This is a genomic window from Flexivirga sp. B27 (assembly GCF_052905685.1).
Genome location: NZ_JBPYUM010000001.1, coordinates 309,164 through 332,883, shown reverse-complemented (window position 1 = coordinate 332,883; position 23,720 = coordinate 309,164). Strand labels below are relative to the sequence as shown.

Below are 23,720 nucleotides of genomic sequence, written 5' to 3'. Positions count from 1 at the left end.
CGCCGGGATGGCTCCTCGACATACGGTCGAGCTTGTCGCGGACACGCCGCGACGTGGAGGAGGTCACCGGTGTCAGGTCCGCCCGAAGCCGCGGATCGCCCCAGCCTGCTCGCAGACGGTGCACGGGCGGTGCGCCGCGCGCTGCCCGCGGTCAAGTGGCTGATGGTCGGCTTCGGGATCGCACTGCTCGCGCTCGGCACACTCGTCGTGGTCGTGCTGACGGTGGTGCTCTGCATCGTTGGCGTCGGAATCCTTCTGCTACCAGTGGTTTTCGGCCTGATGCGCAAGGTGGCCGAGCTCGAGCGCCGGCGTCTGCGGGCGATCGGTCACGCCGTGCAGCTGCCGTATGACGAGCGTCCTGCAGGGCCCAGAGCCGTCTGGCGATCACTCCGGGACGACCCGACGAGTCGTCGTGATCTGTTGTGGCTGGCGGCATACGCGCTGGTCGGCTTCGTCACCGGGCTGATCGCACTGCAACTGGTCGTCAACGGTGTGCAGTCGGTGACGTTGCCCGCCTGGTGGTGGTTGCTGCCGTCCGGGGAGGCCACCGTGGTCAACGGTTTCGTGCCCGTGCGCACCTGGCCTGCCGCATGGATGACGTCGGTGATGGGGATCGTCTGGCTGGCCTTGGCTGTCGCGCTGAGCCCGTTCCTGTTGCGCGCGCAAACTGCTCCCGGACGTCGCTGGCTGCCGCCGGATCCGTCGCTCGACCTGTCCTCAAGAGTGGCCGAGCTGACGGCTACTCGCGCTGCTGCACTGAATGCTCATGCACTGGAGCTCCGGCGGATCGAGCGGGCCTTGCACGACGGCACCCAGAACAAGCTGGTCAGTGTGGCGGTGCTCGCCGGCGCCGCGCAGCGGGCACTGGAGCACGACCCGCAGCGGGCCGCGGAGATCCTCGAAAGGGTCCAGACGAGTGCGGAATCCGCGCTTGCCGAACTCCGCGCCGTCGTGCGCAGCATCTTGCCCGCGGTGTTGGAGAACGACGGCCTGGACGGTGCGTTGTCCGCACTCGTCGCGCAGTCCCCGGTGCCCGCCACACTGAGCGTGACAGCCGGTCCGGCACCGGTGTCCGTCGAGACGGCCGTCTACTTCACTGTCGCCGAGGCGTTGACCAACGTCGCTCGGCACAGCGGCGCAACGCATGCAGCTGTCGTGGTCAGTCGGGCCGGCGACCGGCTGCATGTCGGGGTGGAAGACGACGGACACGGTGGCGCGGTGATGCACGACGGCTCCGGTCTGGCCGGCATCGCGCGGCGCGCGGAGGCGCACGATGGGACCCTGACCGTGTCGAGTCCGGTGGGCGGGCCGACCGTGGTGGAGGTGGAGTTGCCGTGCGGGTCGTGATCGCCGAGGACGACGCACTGTTGCGTGAGGGCCTGGTGCTGCTGTTGCAAGGGGAGGGACTCGACGTGGCGACCGCCGTGGGTGGACCGGACGAGTTGTTGTCCGCGGTCGACGAGCACCGTCCGGACGTGGCTGTCGTCGACGTGCGTATGCCGCCGACCCACACCGACGAAGGCATCCGTGCTGCCGTTGCTGCCCGCCGAGCGCATCCGGGACTCGCCGTGCTGGTGCTTTCGGCGTATGTCGAGCAGAGCTTCGCCACCGAGTTGCTCGCGGACGGGACAGGAGGGGTCGGCTACCTGCTGAAGGAACGCGTGGGTCGGGTGGCGACCTTCCTGGACGCGCTGCACCGCGTGGCCGACGGTGGGACCGCGATCGACCCGGAGGTGGTCGCACAACTCTTCTCCCGTCAGCGAGCGAACGACCGGATTGCCATGCTGAGTCCTCGCGAGCGGGAAGTGCTCTCGGTGATGGCGGAGGGCCTCGGCAACGCAGCGATCGCCAAACGACTCTTCATCACGGACAACGCAGTGCACAAGCACATCCGCAATGTCTTCGCCAAGCTCGCCCTGGAGCCCGGCGACGACACCGACCGACGCGTCGCAGCTGTGCTGCGCTTCCTCGATGCGGGTCGAGTGCCGGGGGAGCGCAGCGGCGGAGGCGTATCGAGACCTTCTTGAATTAACCTGACGCCGATGACAACGACCCGGATGTTCGTCGCGATCCGTCCTTCTGAGCAGGTGCGTGAGCAGCTGTCGGACTTCCTCGCGCCTCGTGACGGCATGACCTGGATCGACCCAGTGCAGTGGCACCTCACGCTCGCTTTCCTGTCCGCGGTCCCGGACTATCGGGAGGACGAGCTCATCGACGCGCTGTCACGTACTGCGCTGCGACACAACGCATTCCGTATGTCGCTGAGCGGCGCTGGCGCGTTTCCCGACCCGATCGGAGCGCGCGTGCTCTGGCTGCGTCCGAGCGTCGACCTGACGCCGCTGGCCACCGGTGTCCGGCACGCGGCGAACTCGGTCGGTGCCACCCCGGACGGTCAGCGGTTCGTGGGGCACCTGAGCGTCGCGCGTCCGCGCCGGCCGATGGATGCACGGCGTTGGCTGCAGGTGCTCGACACCTTCCACAGCGACAGTTGGCCGGTCGGCCAGATCGAGCTCGTCGCGTCATACCTGGGGGAGGGGCCGCACCGTCGCCCGCGGCACGAGACGGTCGCGACGATTCCGCTCAATGGCGCGCAATCAGAAGGAGCCTCATGAAGGTGCAGATCGCCGTTTTCGACGGCTTCGACGAGATCGATGTCTTCGGCACGTTCGAGCCGCTCGCGGTGGCGGGTGTCGACGTGGAACTGGCGCGCCCGGGTTCATCGGGCCAGGTCCGATCGGCGCGCGGTGTGCGCGTCGAGGTCGACACAGTGCTCGGCGACGAGTCGGACGTCGACGGCATCGTGGTGCCCGGTGGCGGCTGGCTCAATCGCGCCGCCGAGGGCGCCTGGGCAGAGGTGCAGCGTGGCGAGCTGCCTGCCCGGCTCGTCGAGTTGCGTGCGCGGGTGCCCTGGCTCGCGTCGGTGTGTGCTGGCGGGATGGTGCTGGCCCATGCCGGTCTGCTGGCCGGTCGATCTGCCACGACGAACCGCAACTGTTACGACGAATTCCGGCCATTGGTAGGCGAACTCGTCGACGCGCGAGTAGTTGATGACGGTGATCTGATCACGGCCGGTGCGCTGACGTCGGGGCTCGATCTCGGGTTGCACCTCGTGCAGCGCTTCCTCGGTCAGCAGGCCGCCGAGCAAGCATCGCGGGCGCTGGAGTACCCCGCCGGCGCCCTCTGGTCCGACCCGACCCACGTGGTCGGCGAGGGCCACCACTGACGGGTGCACGACGCGAAATTCGGTTGCCGCCCGTCTCGATGGCGGTGTTCGCTCGCCATATGCCAATCGAACTACATACGCCCGAAGTCGCCGAACTTTCCGCGGTGAACGACGCCCTGCGAGAGTGGCAGCGCGACGATCTGCCTCTGCAGTTCCATCCGGGCGACCTGGGTTGGTTCCAGCGTCTCGGCGCCGATCGCACAGCGCATGCGACGCGGACGTGGCTCCGGGACGGGCGCATCATCGCGGTCGGTATGGCGGACGAACCGGACCTGATCCGGCTGACGATGGCACCCGAGCTTGCGCAGGACGGTGAACTGGCCGAGCAACTCGCCGCCGACCTCGGAGACCCTGCACGCGGCGTGCTGGGCGAGGGTGAGGTCTTCGTCGAAGTCCCGAACGACGTACGTGTGCGGGACGTCCTGCGCGACGAGGGTTGGCAGCTTGACGAGGAGTGGACGCCGCTGCGGCACGACCTGGTCGATCTTCCCGAGCCCTCGCTGCGCGTCGAGGCGATCGATCTGGACCACGCGGCCGACAGCGCGACGGTGCAACGTGGTGCGTTCGAGAACTCCAAGTTCACCGAGGAGGGATGGAAGTGCATGGCCGAGAGCGCGGCCTTCGCCGACGCGCGCAGCCTCGTCGGGTATGACGATGACGGCGCTGCGGTCGCAGCGATCACCGTGTGGGGTGCCGGTGCCGGTAGACCCGGACTTATCGAGCCGATGGGTGTGCATCGCGACCACCGGGGCAAGGGTTACGGCCGGGCCATCTGTCACGCGGGCGGACTCGCACTGCGTGACCTGGGAGCGTCGTCGATGCTGGTCTGCACGCCGAGCTCCTACGTCGGCGCCGTTGCGACATACCTCTCAGCGGGATTCCAGAAGCTGCCGTTGCGGCGCGACCTGAGCCGGAAGAACTGAGCACGAGCTACATCGGATCTGACACAGTGACAGACGTTTTGGGGCAGCACGACTTCGACATACGGTTCGACTGGGGGCCGGTGGGTGCTCGATTGTTGTCCGCCGATGTCGCGGTGATCGTCGACGTGCTCAGCTTCTCCACAGCGGTGACCATCGCGGTGGACCGCGGGATGACCGTCTTCCCCTATCCGTGGAAGGACGACCGAGCAGCGGAGTTCGCAGCCGAGCACGATGCGGTCCTCGCCGTCGGCAGGCTGGAAGCCACGAAGTCTGACGGGCCACCGGCGCTGTCGCTGTCTCCTGCCGGATTGCTTGTGGGACAGGCCGTTCCACGTCTCGTGTTGCCTTCACCGAATGGCTCGACCATTGCGGCGGCGTTGCGCGACACAGACTCGGTCGTGGCGATCGGCTGTGTTCGCAACGCGACCGCTGTCTCGCAGTGGCTCGCCGACACGATCGACCAGGGCCGTTCGGTTGCAGTGATCGCGGCGGGGGAGAGGTGGGAGTCGGACGATTCGCTCCGCCCTGCCCTGGAGGACCAACTGGGTGCCGGTGCGATCCTCGCCGGACTGCGCGATCGTGGGCTCGCGGGTCGGATGAGTCCCGAGTCCATCGCTGCCACAGCAGTTTTCGACAGCGTGACGGACAACCTCCCGACGGTGTTGCACGAGACCGTGAGCGGTCGTGAGCTTTCGGCCAAGGGCTTCGCGTCCGATGTCGCCGTCGCGGCCGCACGCGACGCCACATCGGTTGTGCCGATGCTCGGGGACGGCGCGTTCGGCCCTGCCGACTGAGTGTCAGGCGCCGCTCTGCGCGCGCTCGGTACTCGTGCGCTGGTCGCTCGACACTCACCTGATTAGTGTCATGCTTGACGAGTCTGTTCGAGAGGTGCTCATGAAACTGCTGCTGACATCCGGCGGAGTGACAAACGCAAGCATCCGGGACGAGCTGATTCGGTTGGCGGGCAAACCGATCCGCGAGTGCAACGCGTTGTGCATCCCCACCGCGCAATACGCACACCCGATGGTCGGCCCGGGTGCCATGCCGTGGAAGTTCATCACCGGCACCGGGCCCAACCCCATGGTCGATCTCGGCTGGCGCTCGGTCGGGATCCTGGAGTTGACCGCGCTGCCCAGCTTGGACGAGGAGCGCTGGGTGCCGGTGGTGCGTGAGGCGGACGTGCTGCTGGCAGCAGGTGGCGACGTGCTCTACCTGTGCCACTGGATGCGGCAGTCGGGGCTGGCCGATCTGCTGTCGGAGCTCGTCGACACGGTGTGGGTCGGGCTCAGCGCGGGCAGCATGGTGATGACACCCGAGGTCGGCGAGGACTTCATCCAGTGGCGCCCGCCGGACGGCGACGTCAGCACGCTCGGCCTGGTCGACTTCTCGATCTGTCCCCATCTCGCACCCGACGGGTCTCCGGGAAACTCGCTGGCCGAGGCCGAGGACTGGCTCACGCGAGTCGCAGCACCGGCATACGCGATCGATGACCAGACGGCGATCTCTGTCGCCGGCGGTGAGACGCGCGTCGTCTCCGAAGGTTGGTGGAAAGTCCTGCGGCAGTAGCGGTTTCGTGACCGAACGAACATCGGCCGAGCCCCGGCAGTGCGGGGCCCGGCCGGTCAGTGTTCGTTGTCAGGCGCCGGACTTCGCACGCTGAATGACGGTGGGCAGTGCGGGTGCCCCGTCTTCCGGAGTGCCGTCCGTGCCGGGGTCGACACCCGCGGCGGCAATCTTGTCGAGCACCTTCATCCCGGCCGGAGTCACGTGGCCGAAGACGGTGTAGTCGGGGGTGAGGCGCGAGTCGTCATACACGAGGAAGAACTGGCTGCCGTTCGTGTTCGGCCCGCCGTTGGCCATGGCGAGGGTGCCGCGGGTGTAGTTCTTCCGGCTGCCATCGGGGAAGCCGGGCCAGTTCGGCAATGCGTTGGCAGAACCCAACTCGTCCTTGAACCAGTAGCCCGGATCACCCCAGCCGGTGCCCAGCGGGTCACCGCACTGCAACACCGAAAGCGCATACGGGGGAGTGTGATACGCGGTCAGCCGGTGGCACTTGGTGTTGTCGTAGTACTTCTGGTGTGCCAGGTAGACGATGCTGCGGACCGCGCACGGTGCGGCAGACCGATCGAGCTCCAAGGGGATGTCGCCCTGATTGGTCTTCAGCGTGATGCTCGCCTTGCCGTGGGTGGTTGCCTTCGCCGGATCCGGTGGGAGACCGACGAAGGTCGAGTACGTCTGGTCGGTCATCGGGGTGAACGCGCACGCGCCCTTGGTCGGTGCGGTCGGTGGCTCCGGGTTGCTCGCGGTAGCTGTGGGCATGACGGCCGCGGTGAGGCCGACCGCTCCGAGCGCTGCGAGTGTCTTCCACAGGTGCATGTTTGGCTCCTTGACGGTATGACGGGTCCGCTCAGTCTGCTCCGCTCGTGAGCTGTATGGCGGGTTGCGACGCCGCCAACTTCGGACAGCTCCGCGGTCACATGTCCCATGGAGCAGGGTCGGGTCTGACCAGGAGCTCTCGTCGAATGGTGTTGTCCTCGCACACAATCAGGAACAGCTCGCGGGTGTCATCGCGCTCGGCAGCGATGATGCCACTGACGACATGATTGAACGTGAAGTGCTCGAACTCGGGACGTCCGTCGAGGCGAGCATGTGCGCCGGGTCGAAGAAAGTGGTCGATGAGGTACTGCAGCGACTCCTCGGCCATCCGGGACTTCTCAGTGCCGTCCCACGCGAGGCAACACCCGGTCGGGCATGGCGCCCAATCGAGATGGGGGTATGGCGTGCCGTCCCGCGGGACCAGAGATTTGAAGGCATCACCTTCGTCGTCTGATTGCTGTTGTGAACGAGCGAACTCCAACGCACGAGGATTCATCGCCACCTCGTAAGGCCCGGTGTAGTGGCGTCGGTCGATCGCGACGAACGCACGGAGCCAATCGGCCTCCGCGTCGTTGAGCGGAGGCTCGATGTCGAGGCGTCCCAGGTACTTCGTGCTGAATCCCATGGCACGACAGCGAAGCAGCTTTGCCACGAACGCGCCGGGCGCTGTCCACAGGCAGCTCTCCTGTGGATAGCGTTCGGGGCGTCGAACGGCTTCGTGCCACCGTGGGCCGATGTCAGAAAACATCTCACACCTGGATGATCCAGCCGCGGCTCTTCGGCAGGTCGACGCGCTGTGTCCGCTGACGTCGGGTCGTACGATCGTTGCCGCGGTCCGCCTGACCGACCAAGTGGTCGCTGGGGCCAAGATCGCGACGGAATGCGGCGAAGAATCGCCCGGCCGGGCCTGGCTCTACAGCAACCACTTCCGCGGAACCTTCGACGGGGATGTGTACATCGTGACTCCGCACGGCTGGGCTGGATCGATGGACCACCGCGCTGGATACGAGCCTCACCTGCAGAACGTTGCTGCCAACGCGCCAGGTGCTTGATCTACTCACATGCCCTGCAATGCCCACATGGTGCTGCATCGGTGACATCAGGTACAGTTTTCTGTACGGAGGTGCTCATCCATGAAGACCATGAGTTATACGGAGTCACGTTCGAAGTACGCCGAAGTCCTCGACTCGGTCGTTGACGACCGCGAAGAGGTCGTCATAACGCGGGCTGGCCACGAGCCGGCGGTCATCGTGTCACTGGACGACTATGAGTCACTGAAGGAGACGGCATACCTGTTGCGCAGCCCGGCCAATGCGCGGCGCCTGCTCGCGTCGATCGATGAGCTGGAAGCTGGGGGAGGCGCGGAGCGCGAGTTGCTGGAGTGAAGGTCGTCTTCAGCGCGCGAGCATGGGACGACTATCTCTGGTGGCAGCGGCAGGATCGGAATCTCCTCAAGCGGATCAATCAACTGATCCAAGACGTCATGCGCAACGGCAATGAGGGCATCGGTAAGCCGGAGCCGCTGAAGCATGGCTTCCAGGGCTACTGGTCCCGGCGGATCAATGATGAACACCGCTTGATCTACAAGGTGGCCGAGGACGAGGTCCGCATTGCGGCCTGTCGCTACCACTACGAATGATGAACCGCAGACACGTCGACCATGGCCGGCGGGCACACAGTAGAGAGGCAGTCATGAGGCGCAGGTCCGTCGAGGTTGATGTCTACGAGTCGGTGTCGCCGGGGGAGTCGCACGAGTTGTGGCCGGTGTATGACGCCATTTTCCACGACAAGGCTGACGAGACAGACTGGCTGGACACGTGGCGTAAACACAGTGAGCGCAACGGCTTTCGTCTGGCACGCGCCAGGATCGGCTCGGACCTCGTGGGCTTCGCGTACGGATACACGGGGGAGTCGGGTCAGTGGTGGACCGACATGGCGAGGTCGGTGCTCGAGCCGGAAGTGGCCGACGAATGGCTGGGAGGGCACTTCGAGCTCGTCAGCATCGGCATCGTGCCTGATGCCCGAGGATCCGGGATCGGTCGCCGGTTACTGGACGTCATCACTACCGGGCTGTCACAGGACCGCTGGTTGCTGATGACAACAGCAGATTCTTCCGACCCGGCACGCCGTCTGTATGCCGCGGCCGGCTGGTCGGTCATCGGCCCCGGACTCACCGCCGAGCAGGTCATCATGGGAAGGCATGCCGACGAGTCAGCTGGGTAACGTACCGCTCGTGGGCAGCCATGACAGCAGGACGCACAGCACGCCACGCCGAGCCGATGCGACCGAGACGGAACTGGTCGGTGGTGTCGAGCGCCGCGAACTCGTCCTCGAGGAATACGACACTGACTGGCCCAACGAGTACGCCGCCCACGCGGCACGGGTTCGCGCGGCTGTCCCGGAAGCGGTGAGTGTCGAGCACATCGGGTCGACATCGGTGCCCGGCCTGGCGGCAAAGCCCATCATCGACATCCTTGTCACCGTGCGTGACATCACCGCCGAGGAGGATTACCTCGAACAACTGATCGATGCGGGCTACGTCCTGCGCGTCCGCGAACCAGGACATCGGCTGGTGCGGACCACGCAGCGCGACGTGCACATCCACATCCTTGAGGTCGATGACCCAGCGGCCGGCGACTACCTGTTGCTGCGTGATCACCTGCGAGTCGACGAGCCGGACCGGCAACTCTACGAGTCGACCAAGCGCGAACTGATGAAGACCGACTGGTCGGACATGAACGCCTACGCCGATGCAGAGACGATCATCGACGAGATCAAGCAGCGAGCACGCGCCGTCCAGGCAAACGCTGGAGACTGAGCGACATACCAGGGGCCAACGGCAGCCCCGTGTAATGATCCGATAATCTACATTATGTCAAGTAACGTCTTCTCGGACACCGGGCCCACTGCCCCATGCGGTAGCCGAAGCCGCTGAGCCTCATCAGCTCCATTGCCCCGTCACTGCGACGACCTGCCACGTGTCATGTCGTGCCGAGGCGCCGGGCCGTAGCTGGTTTCCAGGCGTTCCAGCAGTATGCCGAGCAGGCTGCCCAGGTCACGGATCTGCTCGTCCGTGAGGCAATCCCGAAGTAATGCGCTTTCGGTGCTGGTGCGCGCGAGTGTCGCCTCGCCCCAGGCAGCGCGTCCACGACCCGTGAGGCGCACCGGACGCTGTCGCCCATCGGCGCCCTGCGTAGGTTCGATCAACCCCGACCGGGTCAGGCGGTCGATGCGCACGCTGACCGTGCCAGAGGTGAGCCCGAGCGCCCGCGCCATCTCCCCTGGTGTCAGCCCGGCGCCGTCCGCTGCGCGTGCGAGCACCGACAGTGCTTCCCAGTCCCCCGTGCTCATCTCGTGCTCGTCGGCAACCTCGGCCAGCACTCTGTCGAACTGACGACCGATCCGCCCGATGCGTTGCCGCACGATCTCCGCGGGCGTGTCGACCTCCCCGGGAATGGCGTCGATCCATTCGTCGATCTCGCGACCCAGCGAGTCGCGCGCGGTGAACTGCTTATCTGCCACGTGGTGCCTCTCTTGCATCTAGCTTGAGTCTCAAGATATACCTGATGCATGAATGAAGACAAGGTCTGGTTCATCACCGGAAGCAACACTGGGTTCGGCGAAGCCATTGCGCGAGAAGCACTTTCACGAGGTCACCGAGTGGTCGCTACCGCGCGCTGTGTCGACGCGATCACGCTCGAAGCCTCGCCGGACGCGCTCCTCCCCTGCCACCTGGACGTCACCGCCAGAGACAGCATCGACACTGCGGTCGCTGCATCGATCGAGCATTTCGGCCGCATCGACGTGGTGGTCAACAACGCCGGCCACGGACTTGTCGGCGCACTGGAGGAATTGTCGGAGGCCCAGATCGACAAGGTGCTGGCAGTCAACGTGCGGGGCGCAGCCAGCGTCATACGAGCCACTCTCCCGACGCTGCGTGCCCAGCGGTCCGGCACCATTGTGCAGATGTCATCCGTGGGCGGCGTGGTTGGCAATCCCGGGCACGCGATCTACGGCACCTCCAAGTTCGCACTGGAGGGTATGTCGGAAGCTCTCGCCGGCGAAGTGGCGTCGCTCGGGATAAGGGTGCTGATCGTGGAGCCGGGTCCGTTCAGGACCGAATTTGCCGGTAGGTCAATGGATTTCGCCGAGCCGATTGCAGACTATGAGCAGACACCGGCCGGGGCATTGCGCGGTCGTTTCCGTGGCCAGGACGGCGTTCAGCCGAATGACCCGGCCCGTGCCGCAGCGATCATCGTCGATGCAGTGTCCGATGGGGACACGCCGCTGCGGATCCCGTTGGGACCAGAGGCGATCGACCGGATCCGGACCAAACTCACCGCGCAGCTTGACGATCTGGATCGCTGGGAGCCTGTGGGACGGCGCACTCGGTTCTGAGCAGGGGTCTCACGAGCTGTCAGGAATCCCAGCAGTATTCGTTCTCGACATACGTCGTGAGGGCTTCCGGGGACGAGACGAAGGTGGTCATTGGCCATGGCAACCTCTCCGGGCCTCGCGACCAAGTCAGGTGGACGATGCCGACGTCCGATCCGCTGCGAACGATCACATCGTCGTTCGGCAACGCGTCAGCCACCACCGACCATGTTCGTCCGTGCAGAGGGTGCCCGGGACCGACTTCGCGCCGTAACTCGGCCTCAAGCCGTTCGGCACGCGGGCGATGATCGCGCATGTCGACCAAGGGCTCTGTGAAGCCGTACTCGTCGATCCATGTCATGTTGTCCAGCTTGCCCCATCAAGTTGTTCGCCACGGCGTTTCTGCCTGCAAGCGAGGCAGCGGTCGCGATCCCGCGATCCAACTGACAGGATGCTGACGTGTCAGTAGACCGTGAGGGCCTTGTCGAGATCGCTGAACAGTGCGTGGGATTGGTCGCCGAGCAGTTCGACGAGAGGCTCGACTGGACCGTTGACAGCCTCGCCCGGCTCGATGAAGTCTGCGCGCGACTGCTCGATGACGGCTCCCTGTCCGCGGAGCGCTTCGACCTGTGGTGGAAGCTGATCGGCCCGTATGTCGGGGAGGTGACGATCCGCGCGTACGGCGGCGAGTGGGTTGAACACGAGCGAGCGCGCGGCGCCTACGCCATTCGCGTCCTCAGCATGACCGGGTTCCCATTTGCGACGACTGCACGGGTGTTGCAAGGCGAGGATTTCAAGAGCCTGGCCTCGTTCGCACGGTCCTCACCGGCTATCGCCGCACGCTCTACCACGGCAGAGCAGGACCATTCGACGCGAGGACGTCGGTGGCGCTGGTCACACAAGCGCCGTTAGGTCACGCACACGGCCCGCAAGCACCTCACGTCCGCGAGGCATGTTCATGCTGTTGACGATTGACGACCTGACGTAGCCAGCTCGGAACGGGTCCACCTTTGTTTGCCGCGTCCAGGTCGCCCAGCATTTCGACGATCCTCCGCCATGTTGGCCATCTTCTCGGAGTGTTGACGATGTGGCCATCGTGGCCCCGAGCGCAGCGCGAATCCAGACGGCGCGGACTGGCGCCATCGCCGCGGGGTCAGCGACCGAGCGCAGTGACCAGGTCGTCCAGCTCGCGTGGGTGCGTGACACGAAGCACCCGCGGGCCAGCAGGTTCGGCCGACCACTCCGCGATGCGCTGCCGCTTGGCGGCGAACGACCGGAAGTGCCACACCAGGATCGAGTCCGGCGACAGGACCTTGCCGATCGTCTCGATGTTCCCGTTGCACGCAGGTCTGCGGGTCACGACCCTGCGCGTGGTGCGCCGCACCAGCCGTCCGAGAGACAGCCACCGGGGGTAATCGAGCGCCACGACGACATCGACTCTCGGCAGCACCACGTCCCGCCAGTGCCCGTATGCCGAGTCCAACACCCAGCACTCCCCTGCGACGATTCGCGACGCAATCTCGCGCTGCGCGGCACGGTCACGCTCGACCCACCCGGGCAACCAGCCAATCTCCTCGTCGACCAGGTGACACGGCAGTCCGAGCGCCACCGAAACCCGTTCAGCCGCAGTCGATTTACCGCTTCCGGTCACGCCATACAGCAGGAGACGGTGGGCGCTCTTCAGGTCACTGACATCGGCACGGGACACCCGGTCAGCATAAGTATGTCGAGCCGCTCCCCCGTGCGACCGCTACGACGAGGCGCGTCCGGCGGATCGCGCGCAGTCGACACATGTCGTCGTGACGGGCAGCGCATCGAGCCTGGCATCGGCGATCCGCTGACCGCACCGACTGCACACACCGTAGGAGCCGTCCGCCACGCGCTCCAGCGCGGCGTCGATGGCGTCGAGTTGTTGCCGGGTCTCGCTGGCGAGCGACGACACCTGCGCCCGCGAGACGGCGACCGTGGTGCCCTCCGGGTCGTGCTCGTCATCCAGGTTGCTGTCGCGCGCTGCTTCCACGATGTCGGCGAAGCTCGCGTCCAACCCGCGCAACCGCCGCATCGCGTCGGCGCGCTTCTCCAGCAGGTTGGTCCGTGCGACTTCGGGGTCCATCGGGACAGGATAGGCAAGCCGCCGCTCCCCCGCGATCGTCTGCGTTGGGCGGCGCTCTACCGTCGAGGAGTGCACAAGAAGACACCGGTCAACGTCCGCGGAGTGGTGCTGGTGTCCGGTGCCCATGTCGTCGACGACTTCTACCAGGGCGTCATACCTGCGCTTCTTCCGTTCCTGGTCTCCGAGCGGCACTACAGCTATGCGGCCGTCTCCGGCATCACGCTGGCTGCGACGGTGCTGAGCTCTGTGGCTCAGCCCGCGTTCGGGGTGCTGGCCGATCGGCGATCGCGGCGTTGGATGGTGCCGGCCGGGATGCTGCTCGCCGGCGTCGGCGCGGCCCTCGCAGGGCTGATGCCGACATACGCGCTGACCTGGCTGGTTGTCGCGTTGTCCGGCCTCGGCATCGCGGCCTTCCACCCCGAAGCTGCTCGCTGCGCACGACAGGCGGCCGGCAACAGCAACACCGCGATGAGTGTCTTCGCACTCGGCGGCAACGCCGGTTATGCGCTTGGATCCCTTGTCGCCACAACGGTGTTGCTGTGGTTGGGCGTCCACGGCACCGGCCTGTTGATCCTGCCGGCGGTCGTGATGGCGCTGGTCCTTTCACGCACGCTCACCAACACCCTGGACGGCCACGCGGAACACCGTGCGACATCCCGCCTGCCGAGCGGTGAGGACGACTGGCGCGCGTTCCTGACCCTGACCAGCATCGTGATCATTCGGTCCATCCTCTTCTTCGGCGTGACCTCCTTCATCGCCCTCTACTTCATCCATCACTTCGGCGCGTCCGAGACGGTCGGCGGCGCAGCATTGACGGTCTTCCTGGTGACCGGTGCGGCGGGCACCCTGCTCGGTGGCTGGCTGGGTGACCGCTTCAGCCCGATCGTGAGCATCCGCACAGGTTTCGCGCTGGTGATCCCTGCCCTGGTGGGCACGTTACTGGCGAACACGACGGCCCTTGCGATGGTGTGTGTGGCCATCACCGGCATCGCGACATACATCCCGTTCAGCGTTTTCGTGCTGCTCGGCCAGAACTACCTGCCCAACCGGATCGGCACCGCGAGCGGGGTGACCGTCGGCCTCGCGGTCAGCATCGGCGGACTCGCGAACCCGCTGCTCGGTCGGCTCGCAGACACCACGAGCCTGCGCACGTCACTGAGTGTCCTGCTGATCCTGCCCATCCTGGCGCTGGTCATCTCCGCGTTCCTGCGTGTGCCGAAACCCCAGGCTTGACAGTCGGACTCACGCCTGCAGCAGGATCCAGGTCTTCCCCGGCGCAAGGTGCAACTGCTTCCCGCCCGCCGCGCGCAGGCGGAAGGGCTTGTTCGGAGCCGAGCGCTGCCAGGTGGCGTTGAGTTTCTTGCCGTTGCGGTAGAGCGCGAGCTTGCCGGAGCCGGTCGACAGCGACTTGTAGACCGGGTTGCCGGCCGGGTCCTTGTAGGAGTCCGGGACGGACTTCGTCTTCACGACCAGGACGTTGGCGGCGGTGACCGGCTTCCCGCTGTCGGTATACGGGCGGCCGTTCCAGCTCGGTCGGTAACGGCCGGCGGCATACGAGAAGGTGAAGTCGTCACCGCCGACGCGCACCGCGACCTTCGGCTGCGCGGGCGCCTTGCTCACCAGTGGGTCCTTCGCTGCGAACCGCAGGCCGATGTCCTTGCTGGTCGAGAGCCCGCTTGCCTTGGCTGCCTTGGCCAGGTTGAAGTAGACATTGTGCGGTGCAACACGACTCGAGTCGCGAGCCCCGTTGCTGTTCAACCGGATCGAAGCCTTGGTCAACTTCGGCCGCACCTGTGAGGCGACCCCGGAGTAGACGAGCAGCGGCTTGCCGAACATCGGCAGGATGTCGATGTCGGTGGTCCGGGCGCTGCGCACCGGCTCCACCCGGTGCGGGTAGCTCGACTGATAGATCGGCATCAGCCGGGTCACGTTGCCCTCGACCTCCTCGACGAAGACCAGGTCGGCGGCCGACAAGCCCTGCTGAGGCATCGCAGCGGCGGTGTTCTCCAGCTTCACCGCGATGACCGGCTTGCCGTTCTTCTTCCCACCGGTCAGCGGGTCGGTCTTCGGCTTCTTCGGCGGCGTGGACGACGGTGCGCTCGTCGTCGGGCTGGATGAGCGATGTGTCTGGGAGGTCGACGACGAATGACTTGTCGAACTCCGACTTGTCGAAATCGAGGATCCGGTTGTGTCGGCAGAGCTTCCGCTGGAGCACCCGCCGGCGGTCAGCGCGAGCAGCGCGACCCCGGCTGTGACCGCGTGGCGTCGTTGGTTCGTGCGTGTCATTGCCGGCAACGCTACCGTCGCACCGCTCCAAGGAGCTTCAGGGCGCCACGGGCTCCAGCGGTAGCTCGTAGGAGTAGCCGCGCCCGTATGACGTGAAGCCGCATCTGGCCACGATCGGCCCGGAGGTGCCGATCCGCGCATGCACGAGGGCAAGAGTGGCTCCGAGCGCACGCGCCTCCTGCAGGCGGCGCAGCAGCACAGCGCGATAGGCGCCGCGACCGCGCTCCGACTCCAACGTCGCAGCGCCCCAGAGGCGGCATACGCCGTCGACCACCTGCATGCCGCCCATGGCGACCGGCGCGTCGCCGTCATACGCGACGACGCGGCATTCGTGGGTCTCCGCGATCGGCCGGGAGACCTCCGCGAGCAGACTCGCTCGTCGTTCGGCCGTTTGCGGCGGGTCCTGCCAGACGGCTTCGGCGACCATCCGGAAGTCATCAAGCGTCCGCTCATCGACCACGAGCTCCGTGCGGACGCCGCTCGTATCCCCCACTGCTGGAAGCGAATCCGTCATGTCGAATGCATAGATGTCGGCAGTTTCGGTGAGCCGCCCGCCGGCGGCTGCGAGGGCGTGGCCGAATCCGTCCGGTGACGTGGCCGGACTGATCCACCAGGTCGTGGTCGTCTTGCCCCGCGTCCGGGCATCGGCGCAGATGCTTTCGATGAGCGACGGCAGGTCGGCAACCGGGCGTCGGGTGTCCAGCGGCGTCACGTAGAACCCGGTGAACGCCCACTCCGGGTAGTCGATCACCTGCACGCCGTCGATGTCGTATGTCGCCGCCTCCGGCGGGACCCACCGCCACGCATCCGACGCCGCGAGAACTTGCTGCTTGGTCCACGTCACGATCCCGACGCTACAGTCAGCCCGATGTCCACGGATCTCAACGCGCTCTCCGCTGCCCAGCGTGACCTGCTCGAGCAGTGGCTGCCCGGTGCGCACGTCGTCCGAGACCACAGCTGGGGCCTGGTCGACAACGCCGTGCTCGAGCTCGAATCGGGCGGTTCCCGCTACATCGTCAAGGCTGACGGCGAGTCCAACCACCACATCGGACGCGAACTGGACGCGCATGAACACTGGCTCACGCCGTGGGTCGAGCGCGACCGCGCTCCCCGACTCGTCGCCGGTGACCGACACGCGAAAATCCTTGTCACCGAATACCTTCCGGGTGAGCTCGTGCTCGGGTCACCCGCACAGGCGCAGCCCGACACGTTCCGCCAGGCCGGCGAGCTGCTGGCCCTGTTGCACGCGCAGCCCGGCCGGGTCGATGCGTCATACGAGCAGCAGGAGAACGACAAGATCCTGCGGAACCTCGACAAGCCCCACCGCATCGCGCCCGCACTCGCGGCGGATCTGCGCCGCATCGTCAGGTCCTGGCCGACCGACCCAGTGCGGATCGTCCCCACCCACGGGGACTGGCAGCCGCGGAACTGGCTGATCCACGAGGGGCGGGTCACCGTCATCGACTTCGGCCGGGCCGCTCTGCGGCCGGTGCTCACTGACTGGCTTCGCATGGAAGCACGGGACTTCCGGGAGGACCCGGCACGGGAGCACGCCCTCGTGCGAGGGTATGGCGCCGACCCGCGCGAACCGGCCTCCTGGTTCCGCGAGCGACTGCGGGAGGCGATCAACACCGCGGTCTGGGCGCACGCCGTGGGAGACGAGGCGTTCGAGGCGCAGGGACACGCCATGATCGAACGAGCGCTGGCTGACGGTTGAGGTCGGCCGTTCCCGAAGCGTGCCGGATTCTTCAAGCGTCATAGCGCACGCGGGTGCGACGGTGGACCGATGGACACGCAACGTGATCACAACATCTGGCCCGCCATCACGTATGACGACCCGCACGCCGCACGCACCTGGCTGGCGGCACTGGGATTCGCCGAGGGCATCGTCGTCGAGGACGATGACGGTGTCATCCAGCACAGCGAGATGCTGTGGCCGGAGGGCGGACGCGTCATGATCAGCAGCCGCACGGATCCTCCGGGCCCGTTCGACGTCGCCAAGGGCGAGGCTTCGGTGTATGTCGTCGTGGACGACCCCGACGACGTCTGGCACCGCGCCGAGGGCTTGCAGGCTGAGGTCGTGCGGCCCATGGAGGACGCGGACTACGGCTCGCAAGGGTTCAGCATCAAGGACTCGGAGGGCAACCGTTGGAGCTTCGGCACCTACGCAGGTTAGGTCTACCGTGGGCGGGTGGATGAGCAGCCGATCTTCCCGGTCCATCCTGCACTGCGGCCCTATGTGACCTCGCTGCACGGCTACCGCATGACCGGATACCGTCCCGGCACGCACGTCGGAGTGCCGTCGGCAGCGTTGGCGTGTGTGCTCGACCTGGCCGAGGAGCTGCGGCTGACCGCCGTGGACGGGTCGCATGTCTCCCACGACGCATCGCTGTCCGGCATACACCTCTCCCCCGTCACGATCCACCACGACGGTCACCAGCACGGCATCATGCTGATGCTCACGCCGGCCGGTGCGCGGGCTCTCTTCGGAGTGCCGGCTGCAGCGTTGGCCGACGGCGTCGTGTCGTTGACCGAGATCCTGGGCGGTCAGGCGGACGGGCTCGTCGATCGGCTGCGGGCCGCGCCAGGGTGGACCAGCCTGACGATCCTGCACGACGAGTTGCTTCGTCGACTGCCGTCCTCGGAGCCGGGCAGCACCGGCCTGGAGTTGTGGGATCTGTTGTGCAGCAACCAACCCGCACGATCGCAGAGCTCGCCCAGCTGTCCGGATGGTCCGAACGCTACCTGCGGGCGGCGGTGCGCTCCGAGCTCGGACACAGCCCAGGGTCACTGCTACGGCTGCTCCGATTCCAACGCTCCTGGGCGACGGCGCGCCCGGGTGATCTGGCTGCGACGGCAGCCCGGTCGGGGTATGCCGACCAGGCACACCTCACCCGGGAGTGGCGCCGCTATCTCGGGATGCCGCCGGCGGCATACTTCGCGCTCGAGGAGTTCGTGCCCGCCTGAGACTCCCCGCACCCTCGGTGCCACTGCGAGTCCGACGCAGCACATTCGCAGCCGAATCGAAGCGCCCCGGAGAAGTCTCCTCCACACGACACGCGCTGGCCGCATCCCGAGACCAGCGATCGAGCGACCGTTGGAGGACGATCCAGATGAAGACCCGCAGCAGACTCATTCCGCTCGTCGCAGCACTCGTCACAGTGCCTGCCGCACTGGGTGCCGTGACGTCACCGGCGATGGCCGCCGGGTCGGACGGTGGTGCCGACACACCGCACACGAACGCGCTGGGCATGAGCCCGAACACCTCGGGCATCGCCCCGCTGTCGATAGCCGCGAACGAGAAGACGGCGTTCAACTACTTCGTCAAGAAGGGTCTGACCAAGCGGCAGTCGGCCGGCATCGTCGGCAATCTGATCGTCGAGTCCGGCGTCGACCCGACGATCAAGCAGTCCGGCGGCGGACCGGGCCGTGGCATCGCGCAGTGGGGTGTCGGCGGCCGTTGGGACCACGACAGCAGGAACAACATGGTCTGGTATGCCGCCCAGCACGGCGTCTCACGCTGGTCGCTCTCGGGACAGCTCGGCTTCACGTGGTACGAGCTGAAGACCTTCAGCAGCTACGGCTACGCCGATCTGAAGAAGGCCACCACGATCAAGGCTGCAACGGTTGCCTTCGAGAGGAAGTTCGAAGGATGCGGCAGCTGCAACGAAAGCCGGCGGGTCGCCGAGGCCAAGAACGTCTTCAACAAGTACGGCGGCGGAAACGGGGGCAACCCTTACACCCCGTCGCAGGTCTGCGGCAGCGGCTACAAGGTCATCGACAAGCACGCGCTCGGCAAGCTGGGCACCGTCTACCTGCTCTACAAGAGCAGCACGAAGTCCAACTGTGTCGTCACCCTGAAGCACACCAAGCTGGGCTCCAAATCCCCTGTGGCAGCGACGCTTCAGGTCAAGGGCGGCACCAAGGCGGCTGACTCGGGCAACTTCACCTACTACGCCGGACCGGTCCGGAAGGCGGCCGCCTCGAAGTGCGTCAAGTGGGGCGGGAAGGTCAACACGACCAGCTGGACCAGCGCCTACTCGCACTGCGGCTGAGCCGGCCGAGGGTGCCGTGCCGGTCGCGGCACGGCACCGACGCCGTCGACAAATGCATGGACCGGTCCGAGCTTCCAGCCCTATCCTCCACCCGTCTGAATCACTCGCGCGGAGGTCTGTATGTCCCACGGAACGGCACTGGTCACGGGCGTCGGGCGAGGACGCGGCATCGCAGCAGGGATCGCCCTTGCATTGGCGAGCGACGGCTGGGATCTGACGCTGAATCACTGGCAGCCGTATGACGATCGGCTCGGCATGGACCGGGGTGACGACGATCCGACGGCCATCGCCGACGAATGCCGCGCCCTCGGTGCCACGGTCGACTTGGTGCCTGCCGACCTCGCCGACACAGCAGCCCCGGAATCGGTTGTGCGGCAGGCGAATACCCGTGGCGATCTCACTGCGTTGGTGCTCGCACACACCGAGGGTGTCGACAGCGGCATCCTGGACACCACCGTCGAGAGCTGGGACCGGCACTACGACGTCAACGTCCGGGCGAATTGGCTGCTGATCAAGGCATTCGCCGAGCAGTTGCCGAGCTCCGTGCAGGCAGCGGAGACCGGTCGGATCGTGGCGCTGACGAGCGATCACGCAGCGCACAACCTTCCCTATGGCACCAGCAAGGGCGCTCTGGACCGTCTGGTCGTTGCCGCCGCAATCGAACTGGCGGACAAGGGGATCCGCTCGAATGCGATCAACCCCGGACCCATCGACACCGGCTGGATGGACGACGACATCCGCACATTCGGCATCGAGCAGACGCCGGCCGGTCGACTGGGCACTCCGCGCGACACTGCCAACCTCGTGGCGTTCCTGCTCTCCCCCGCCGGCGGGTGGATCACCGGACAGGTGCTCTACAGCAACGGCGGTTTCCGCACGGCTCAGTAGCGGTGTCGGTGTGGATTCCGGTGTCGGTGTCGGAACCTAGGGTCTCCGTCATGACCGACCGTGTTGCACCACTTGCCGCCATCTCCATCGACTGCCCCGACCCCGCCGTGCTCGCGCAGTTCTACGCACAGTTGCTCGGCCTGACCCAGGCATTCGCCACCCCGGATAACAGCGTCGTGGCTCTGTCCGGTGCCGGCCCGATGCTGACCTTCATGCGCGTCGCGGACTATGCCGCTCCGACGTGGCCCAACAACGAGCGTCCTCAACAGATGCACCTCGATCTCGCGGCCGAGGATCTGGACAACGAGGTCGCAGCAGCCGTCGCACTCGGCGCGCGCGAGGCCGACTCCCAACCTGCACCGGACGTATGGCGGGTCATGGTCGACCCGGTCGGACACCTCTTCTGCCTCAGCACGGTGCGCCCCGACTGACCCTGCGTAGAGTCAGCTCGGGGCGACGACGAGGAGGTGTTGCTGGTGCGCGCAGCGACGCGGAAGGTCGTGCTGCTCGAAGGAGTCAGCGACATAGCTGCGCTCACCGCGGCGGCCAAAGCCCATCACGTCGACCTGAGCGGGGTGGAGCTTGTCGACCTCGGCGGCGTGACCAACGTGCGTCGCGAAACAGCCAGATGGCACGGTGCATCGGGTGATCCGGAGATCCTCGGGCTGTGCGATGCCCCCGAGGTGCGCTTCGTCGAGCAGGCCCTGCACGAGATCGGTCGACCGGTCCGGGACGCGAGTGACCTGCCGACATACGGCTTCTTCGTGTGTCACGCCGACCTGGAGGAGGAGCTGATCCGAGCGCTCGGCACCGCCCAGGTGGTCGCCGTGATCGAGCAACTCGGACTCGGTGCCAAACTCGCGACGCTGCAGCAACAACCGGCGTGGGCGGACCGCCCGCTGGACGATCAGCTACATCGCTTCTGCGGCGTGGCGTCCGGTCGGAAGGAGCTGCTTGCCGACGCACTGACCACCGCGATGCAACCGTGGCAGTTGCCGGAGCCGCTGCGGGCGCTGATCGATCGGATCGCATCGTGACCGACGACCCTTTCGGCCTCGGCAGCGCATTGGCGTTCGCGGTCCACTCCCCTGTCGCCGCCCCGACCCCGCCGTGGCAGCCGTTGACGACTCGCATCGATGGGACCGCGTTGCGTGCGCGGGTCGAGCACGTCGCACGCGCGCTGGGCTCCACGGGCGACGTCCCTGTGGACGACCGCACGGCCGCGTCCACCGAGCACTTCGGGCTGGTCGCCCGATTCGTCGCGGCGCACATCTGTGCTCGATCCCTCGGCTTCTCGATCGACCTGAGCGAGGCCGAGATCTGGTGGTCACAGCCCGAAGGAGCGATGCTGACACTGTCCGCCGCACGCCGCGACACAGCGCGGGACCCGTTGCACGACAGTGTGATTGAGAGTTACACGCTCCGAGTCCAGCAGACCTATGACGTGAGCCCCCAGGTGCTGTGGGGCAACGTCGGATCAGCGGCCAACAGCACTCTCAACCTGCTGCGAACGGCCCGCCCTGAGCTGCTTCCGACCGCGCAGCAGGCTGCCGACGATCTGCTCACCGACGCACGGATCGCCGGCGGCACGCTCCGCACCGGTCCGGACTTCCGCCGCCGGAGTTGCTGCCTGATCTACCGGGCAGGGATCGGCCTGTGCGGAGACTGTGTCCTGAGCCGCTGACATGACCCTGACACGACAGCTGCCACCTCCGCGTCCTGCGTAGGCTGCTGCGGCATACTCGCGTGCGTGGATTGGACGATCAGACCACCAGCACCCGCCGACGCGGAGTCACTGGCCACGCTGCACGTCGCTGTATGGCGCCACGCCTACCGCGGCCTGATCGAGCAACCGCTGCTCGACCAGTTGGACGTTGCTCGCAGCACGCAGCGCTGGGAGACGACAATCGCCCGGCTCCGGTCCGGCGACCTGGGACACACCGTCCTGGCGGCATACGTCGACGATCAGCCGGTCGGCATCGTGGAGGTCGGGCCCGCGACCGACGAGAGACCGCCGCAGCCGGTCGAGATCCGCAGCCTCAACGTCGCGCCGCGCTGGCACGGGCGCGGTGTCGCACAGGACCTGATGGCGCAGGCAGTGGGCGACGCGGACGCGTACCTGTGGGTGCTGCGGGGCAACGAGCGGGCCATCGGTTTCTACCGCAAGCTCGGCTTCGCACTCGACGGCACCGAGCGGTATGACGACACGTGGCGCTGCTACGACCAGCGGATGCAGCGGCCAGGTCAGTCGGCAGGGTGAATCGGCTGAATCAGTCCGCTGAGTCGGTCGGCTCCGGCAGGCCGTGCACATCACGCACGAACGCCGCGAACCCCGGCACGGTGAACTCCAGATAACCGTGACTGCTGTCGGTGATGATGCCGGCACCGATCAGGCGCCCCCGCGGCACTCCGAGGGCGTCGGAGGGCTTGCCCATCTCGGCAGCGATCTGGCTGCGCCGGACCGGGCCGTCACCCAGGCGCGCCATGGTCAGCACGAAGTCCAGCTCGACGGAGCGGGTCACCTTCGACAGACGAGCAGTGAACAGCTCACGCAGATCCTCTTCGACGTCGGCGGCCGCTGCCTCGACATGGCTGCGCTTGATCGTCGCGCCGGGATCGGGGAATCCCGCATGGTGCCAAGCGTTTTCGCCGATCAACTGCACGGTGTGCGGATAACCCGCGGCATACCGCACAGCAGTGTCGAGGGCGTCCGCGCTCCAGCCGACGCCGAGCTGCCGTGCCGGGTTCGCCAGTGCGACAGCCGCAGCTTCCGGCGTCAGATCCTTCAGCTGGCGGTAGGCGAATCGCTCGGAGTTGCTGACCGCCGCGTTGATGACCGCGACGCTCTCGGGCAGGCCTGCGGCGAACAACGCCACCGGCAGCTCGCGACGCTCGGACTGGAAGTGTTGCCAGGCGTAGGAGATCGTGCGCAGACTCGCCGGATCGGCAGCCTGCACCTCGTCGATCAGGATGACCAGGCCGGCGTGCTTGCGTTCCAAGGACGCCTCCGCGGTCGCCACCACGAGGTCCTCGAACTCACGGGTCGCGCCGCGTGCCCGGCGCAGCCCGCCGGCGGCACTCCAGCCTGCCTCGATGCTCGCCACTCCCGGCACGCCGCCGGTGACCTTCAGCTCCAGATGTGACAGGGCCTCGGTGACCCGATGGCGCATCTTGGCCGGCCAGCGGCGCACCAGTCGCTCGGCCGCGTCCGCGATCGCCGGCACCAGGCCTGCCGACTCCCCTGCTGTGACCCAGATGGCGTCGGCGTCCTTGGCCTTCGCGCGCTGCTCGACCTGCCGCAGCAGCGAGGTCTTGCCCACGCCGCGCGGGCCGTGATCGACCCGGATCCGCGGCACCATCCGGCCGACCATCGTCATCATGTCGAGACGTTCCTCGATCGCAGCCAATTGCTTGTTGCGGCCGGGGATTTCGCGCGCGACAGCGCCCGGTGTGTAGGGACTGGGTTGCGCCATGTAGTGCCT

34 protein-coding genes are annotated in these 23,720 nt (G+C 66.7%); 25 read left to right on the top strand and 9 right to left on the bottom strand.

Annotation, left to right across the window (positions count from 1 at the left end; genetic code table 11):
- The first annotated feature begins 69 nt into the window (after positions 1-69).
- From ACSZL9_RS01610 to ACSZL9_RS01580, 7 genes are all read left to right on the top strand, one after another.
- On the top strand, positions 70-1,347 hold the full coding sequence (locus tag ACSZL9_RS01610; RefSeq protein ID WP_446663712.1) for a sensor histidine kinase: 1,278 nt from the start codon (positions 70-72) through the stop codon (positions 1,345-1,347).
- Complete coding sequence (locus ACSZL9_RS01605; RefSeq protein ID WP_446663711.1) at positions 1,335-2,027, top strand: response regulator; 693 nt, start codon at positions 1,335-1,337, stop codon at positions 2,025-2,027. Before ACSZL9_RS01610 ends, ACSZL9_RS01605 begins: the two co-directional genes overlap by 13 nt.
- A 15-nt stretch (positions 2,028-2,042) precedes the next feature.
- On the top strand, positions 2,043-2,612 hold the full coding sequence (gene thpR, locus ACSZL9_RS01600; protein WP_446663710.1) for an RNA 2',3'-cyclic phosphodiesterase: 570 nt from the start codon (positions 2,043-2,045) through the stop codon (positions 2,610-2,612).
- The gene (locus ACSZL9_RS01595; RefSeq protein WP_446663709.1) at positions 2,609-3,223 is read left to right on the top strand and encodes a DJ-1/PfpI family protein; all 615 of its coding nucleotides are present in this window, start codon (positions 2,609-2,611) and stop codon (positions 3,221-3,223) included. The genes thpR and ACSZL9_RS01595 overlap by 4 nt, the downstream gene beginning before the upstream one ends.
- A 59-nt stretch (positions 3,224-3,282) precedes the next feature.
- On the top strand, positions 3,283-4,146 hold the full coding sequence (locus tag ACSZL9_RS01590; protein ID WP_446663708.1) for a GNAT family N-acetyltransferase: 864 nt from the start codon (positions 3,283-3,285) through the stop codon (positions 4,144-4,146).
- Between the two features lie 26 nt (positions 4,147-4,172).
- Complete coding sequence (locus tag ACSZL9_RS01585) at positions 4,173-4,940, top strand: 2-phosphosulfolactate phosphatase (RefSeq protein ID WP_446663707.1); 768 nt, start codon at positions 4,173-4,175, stop codon at positions 4,938-4,940.
- A 100-nt stretch (positions 4,941-5,040) separates the two neighbouring features.
- Positions 5,041-5,712 (top strand): Type 1 glutamine amidotransferase-like domain-containing protein, encoded by a 672-nt coding sequence (locus ACSZL9_RS01580; RefSeq protein ID WP_446663706.1) that lies wholly within the window; start codon positions 5,041-5,043, stop codon positions 5,710-5,712.
- 69 nt (positions 5,713-5,781) lie between these two features.
- On the opposite strand, the gene ACSZL9_RS01575 is transcribed toward ACSZL9_RS01580, so the two are convergent.
- On the bottom strand, positions 5,782-6,522 hold the full coding sequence (locus ACSZL9_RS01575) for a peptidylprolyl isomerase (RefSeq protein WP_446663705.1): 741 nt from the start codon (positions 6,520-6,522) through the stop codon (positions 5,782-5,784).
- Between the two features lie 97 nt (positions 6,523-6,619).
- Positions 6,620-7,147 carry a hypothetical protein gene (locus ACSZL9_RS01570; protein ID WP_446663704.1) on the bottom strand — a complete coding sequence of 176 codons (528 nt, stop codon included), beginning with the start codon at positions 7,145-7,147 and terminating at the stop codon, positions 6,620-6,622.
- Positions 7,148-7,256: 109 nt separating this feature from the next.
- On the opposite strand from ACSZL9_RS01570, the gene ACSZL9_RS01565 reads away from it, so the two are divergent.
- From ACSZL9_RS01565 to ACSZL9_RS01545, 5 genes are all read left to right on the top strand, one after another.
- Positions 7,257-7,574 carry a hypothetical protein gene (locus ACSZL9_RS01565; protein WP_446663703.1) on the top strand — a complete coding sequence of 106 codons (318 nt, stop codon included), beginning with the start codon at positions 7,257-7,259 and terminating at the stop codon, positions 7,572-7,574.
- Positions 7,575-7,655: 81 nt separating this feature from the next.
- On the top strand, positions 7,656-7,907 hold the full coding sequence (locus ACSZL9_RS01560) for a type II toxin-antitoxin system Phd/YefM family antitoxin (protein ID WP_446663702.1): 252 nt from the start codon (positions 7,656-7,658) through the stop codon (positions 7,905-7,907).
- Complete coding sequence (locus ACSZL9_RS01555; protein ID WP_446663701.1) at positions 7,904-8,161, top strand: Txe/YoeB family addiction module toxin; 258 nt, start codon at positions 7,904-7,906, stop codon at positions 8,159-8,161. Before ACSZL9_RS01560 ends, ACSZL9_RS01555 begins: the two co-directional genes overlap by 4 nt.
- A 53-nt stretch (positions 8,162-8,214) precedes the next feature.
- Complete coding sequence (locus tag ACSZL9_RS01550) at positions 8,215-8,745, top strand: GNAT family N-acetyltransferase (RefSeq protein ID WP_446663700.1); 531 nt, start codon at positions 8,215-8,217, stop codon at positions 8,743-8,745.
- A gap of 10 nt (positions 8,746-8,755) precedes the next feature.
- A complete protein-coding gene (locus tag ACSZL9_RS01545; RefSeq protein ID WP_446663699.1) occupies positions 8,756-9,340 on the top strand; it encodes a GrpB family protein in 585 nt (194 codons plus the stop codon).
- 140 nt (positions 9,341-9,480) lie between these two features.
- Here the strand turns inward: ACSZL9_RS01545 and ACSZL9_RS01540 are convergent, their stop codons facing one another.
- A complete protein-coding gene (locus ACSZL9_RS01540) occupies positions 9,481-10,044 on the bottom strand; it encodes a MarR family winged helix-turn-helix transcriptional regulator (RefSeq protein ID WP_446663698.1) in 564 nt (187 codons plus the stop codon).
- Positions 10,045-10,092: 48 nt separating this feature from the next.
- On the opposite strand from ACSZL9_RS01540, the gene ACSZL9_RS01535 reads away from it, so the two are divergent.
- Positions 10,093-10,920: an SDR family NAD(P)-dependent oxidoreductase gene (locus ACSZL9_RS01535; RefSeq protein ID WP_446663697.1), complete on the top strand. Its 828-nt coding sequence runs from the start codon at positions 10,093-10,095 to the stop codon at positions 10,918-10,920.
- Positions 10,921-10,939: 19 nt separating this feature from the next.
- Here the strand turns inward: ACSZL9_RS01535 and ACSZL9_RS01530 are convergent, their stop codons facing one another.
- Positions 10,940-11,257 (bottom strand): hypothetical protein, encoded by a 318-nt coding sequence (locus ACSZL9_RS01530; RefSeq protein ID WP_446663696.1) that lies wholly within the window; start codon positions 11,255-11,257, stop codon positions 10,940-10,942.
- A 149-nt stretch (positions 11,258-11,406) separates the two neighbouring features.
- Between ACSZL9_RS01530 and ACSZL9_RS01525 the strand changes: the two genes are divergently transcribed.
- Complete coding sequence (locus ACSZL9_RS01525; protein WP_446663695.1) at positions 11,407-11,808, top strand: hypothetical protein; 402 nt, start codon at positions 11,407-11,409, stop codon at positions 11,806-11,808.
- A gap of 241 nt (positions 11,809-12,049) precedes the next feature.
- Here ACSZL9_RS01525 and ACSZL9_RS01520 read toward each other — a convergent pair whose 3' ends face one another.
- Both ACSZL9_RS01520 and ACSZL9_RS01515 read right to left on the bottom strand, forming a co-directional pair.
- On the bottom strand, positions 12,050-12,604 hold the full coding sequence (locus ACSZL9_RS01520) for an adenylate kinase (protein WP_446663694.1): 555 nt from the start codon (positions 12,602-12,604) through the stop codon (positions 12,050-12,052).
- 42 nt (positions 12,605-12,646) lie between these two features.
- A complete protein-coding gene (locus ACSZL9_RS01515) occupies positions 12,647-13,009 on the bottom strand; it encodes a TraR/DksA family transcriptional regulator (RefSeq protein ID WP_446663693.1) in 363 nt (120 codons plus the stop codon).
- 69 nt (positions 13,010-13,078) lie between these two features.
- Here ACSZL9_RS01515 and ACSZL9_RS01510 point away from each other — a divergent pair, with 69 nt between their 5' ends.
- Positions 13,079-14,242 carry an MFS transporter gene (locus ACSZL9_RS01510; RefSeq protein WP_446663692.1) on the top strand — a complete coding sequence of 388 codons (1,164 nt, stop codon included), beginning with the start codon at positions 13,079-13,081 and terminating at the stop codon, positions 14,240-14,242.
- 9 nt (positions 14,243-14,251) lie between these two features.
- Here the strand turns inward: ACSZL9_RS01510 and ACSZL9_RS01505 are convergent, their stop codons facing one another.
- Positions 14,252-15,025 carry a DUF3048 domain-containing protein gene (locus tag ACSZL9_RS01505; RefSeq protein ID WP_446663691.1) on the bottom strand — a complete coding sequence of 258 codons (774 nt, stop codon included), beginning with the start codon at positions 15,023-15,025 and terminating at the stop codon, positions 14,252-14,254.
- Positions 15,026-15,029: 4 nt separating this feature from the next.
- On the opposite strand from ACSZL9_RS01505, the gene ACSZL9_RS01500 reads away from it, so the two are divergent.
- Positions 15,030-15,158, top strand: coding sequence for a hypothetical protein (locus ACSZL9_RS01500; RefSeq protein ID WP_446663690.1), 129 nt, complete (start codon positions 15,030-15,032; stop codon positions 15,156-15,158).
- 174 nt (positions 15,159-15,332) lie between these two features.
- Here the strand turns inward: ACSZL9_RS01500 and ACSZL9_RS01495 are convergent, their stop codons facing one another.
- The gene (locus ACSZL9_RS01495) at positions 15,333-16,139 is read right to left on the bottom strand and encodes a GNAT family N-acetyltransferase (protein ID WP_446663689.1); all 807 of its coding nucleotides are present in this window, start codon (positions 16,137-16,139) and stop codon (positions 15,333-15,335) included.
- A 24-nt stretch (positions 16,140-16,163) separates the two neighbouring features.
- Here ACSZL9_RS01495 and ACSZL9_RS01490 point away from each other — a divergent pair, with 24 nt between their 5' ends.
- From ACSZL9_RS01490 to ACSZL9_RS01450, 9 genes are all read left to right on the top strand, one after another.
- Positions 16,164-17,012: a phosphotransferase gene (locus ACSZL9_RS01490; protein WP_446663688.1), complete on the top strand. Its 849-nt coding sequence runs from the start codon at positions 16,164-16,166 to the stop codon at positions 17,010-17,012.
- A gap of 69 nt (positions 17,013-17,081) precedes the next feature.
- Positions 17,082-17,471, top strand: coding sequence for a VOC family protein (locus tag ACSZL9_RS01485; protein ID WP_446663687.1), 390 nt, complete (start codon positions 17,082-17,084; stop codon positions 17,469-17,471).
- A gap of 506 nt (positions 17,472-17,977) precedes the next feature.
- Positions 17,978-18,262, top strand: a complete 285-nt coding sequence (locus ACSZL9_RS01480) for a helix-turn-helix domain-containing protein (protein WP_446663686.1) — start codon at positions 17,978-17,980, stop codon at positions 18,260-18,262.
- A 146-nt stretch (positions 18,263-18,408) separates the two neighbouring features.
- A complete protein-coding gene (locus ACSZL9_RS01475) occupies positions 18,409-19,350 on the top strand; it encodes a phage tail tip lysozyme (RefSeq protein ID WP_446663685.1) in 942 nt (313 codons plus the stop codon).
- A gap of 120 nt (positions 19,351-19,470) precedes the next feature.
- Entirely contained in the window at positions 19,471-20,238 is a 768-nt protein-coding gene (locus ACSZL9_RS01470) for an SDR family oxidoreductase (RefSeq protein ID WP_446663684.1), read from the top strand.
- 50 nt (positions 20,239-20,288) lie between these two features.
- Complete coding sequence (locus ACSZL9_RS01465) at positions 20,289-20,669, top strand: VOC family protein (protein WP_446663683.1); 381 nt, start codon at positions 20,289-20,291, stop codon at positions 20,667-20,669.
- Between the two features lie 45 nt (positions 20,670-20,714).
- Complete coding sequence (locus ACSZL9_RS01460) at positions 20,715-21,275, top strand: hypothetical protein (RefSeq protein WP_446663682.1); 561 nt, start codon at positions 20,715-20,717, stop codon at positions 21,273-21,275.
- A complete protein-coding gene (locus tag ACSZL9_RS01455) occupies positions 21,272-21,922 on the top strand; it encodes a (2Fe-2S)-binding protein (protein ID WP_446663681.1) in 651 nt (216 codons plus the stop codon). Before ACSZL9_RS01460 ends, ACSZL9_RS01455 begins: the two co-directional genes overlap by 4 nt.
- 66 nt (positions 21,923-21,988) lie before the next feature.
- Complete coding sequence (locus ACSZL9_RS01450) at positions 21,989-22,498, top strand: N-acetyltransferase family protein (RefSeq protein WP_446663680.1); 510 nt, start codon at positions 21,989-21,991, stop codon at positions 22,496-22,498.
- A 10-nt stretch (positions 22,499-22,508) separates the two neighbouring features.
- Here the strand turns inward: ACSZL9_RS01450 and ACSZL9_RS01445 are convergent, their stop codons facing one another.
- Complete coding sequence (locus ACSZL9_RS01445) at positions 22,509-23,711, bottom strand: ATP-binding protein (protein WP_446663679.1); 1,203 nt, start codon at positions 23,709-23,711, stop codon at positions 22,509-22,511.
- Positions 23,712-23,720 lie beyond the last annotated feature (9 nt).